Here is a 1,053-nt window from a genome sequence, read left to right as displayed (position 1 = left end):
CCCTCATCTGGGCCACCTACGACCAGATTCACGCCGCCCACCCTGACATGGTCATCGTCCACGGCGCCTGCTACCCGGACGAAGACGAGCACGGCAACCGGCCCGACACCTCCGCCGACTGGCTCACCCACCTGTGGTGCCTCAACCGCGGAGTCCCCGACGAACCCCACTCCGCCGACTGGGCCGCACACCGGCGCGCCGCTGGGCCGATCCGCAACGGCGAGATGGTCGCGGCCGGCGCCGACGAATGCGTCGCCTTCCCCGAAGGTGCCAGCCCCGGCACCCGCGACTGCATGCGGCAAGCCGCCGGTGCAGGCATCAACGTCCGGGAGGTGACGCCGTGACCCGCGGAGACGCCCATGACCTGGGTCAGCACCTGTCGCCGCTGCCCACGCCCAGCCACCCGCATCATCACCGGCCGGCGACCTGGCCTGACTTTGTACAGCGTCCTGAGCTGCGACAAATGCGCCAACACGCACCGCGAGCGAGCCGCGAAAGCCGGGCCCATCACCGAAGAACCCCACGGGCAGCACGACCGGCTCTTCTGAACCCCGCAGCCACACCCCGGCGCCGACATCGAAGCCCCGCGCCACCCCAGCCCTGACCACCTACCCGAACCACGCACATGGGGGACCGGTTGACCACCGAGACCGACTCGCCGCTCTGGGACCGCGAAGCCGAACAGACGGTACTCGGCACCTGCATGACCGTGCCCTACATCGTCGGCCACATCCGCGCCATACTCCCCGAACCGCGGGCCTTCCGAAGCCCCCAGCACCAGATCATCTATGCCGCCATCCTCGACCTCGTCGACCAGGACGGCCCCACCGACACCGTTGCCGTCAAGGACTACCTGCAGCGCGCGAAAACCCTCGGCCAGGCCGGAGGACACGAGTACCTCCTCGCCATCGACCGCTCCGCGCTCATCGCCGGCGACCCCGCCTACCACGCCCGCATCGTCCTACGGCACTGGCGCAACCGCGAAAGCATCTACCAAGCGCACCGCACCATCCAGGAGCTGCAAACCCTCGACCCCGACGACGGGCCCGACCG

The 1,053-nt window shown here is 69.7% G+C and carries 2 protein-coding genes; both read left to right on the top strand.

The window, feature by feature from the left end:
* Positions 1–344: SLOG family protein (locus tag ACWDS7_RS48665; RefSeq protein ID WP_451934856.1), on the top strand; the 344-nt coding region annotated here is incomplete at its 5' end.
* Between the two features lie 281 nt (positions 345–625).
* A partial coding sequence (locus tag ACWDS7_RS48660; protein WP_451934855.1) for a DnaB-like helicase N-terminal domain-containing protein occupies positions 626–1,053 on the top strand: 428 nt, incomplete at its 3' end.

Source organism: Streptosporangium sp. NPDC003464, from assembly GCF_053588315.1.
Note: the sequence above shows the minus strand (reverse complement) of the source record. Positions and strands in the feature narration are given on the sequence as shown.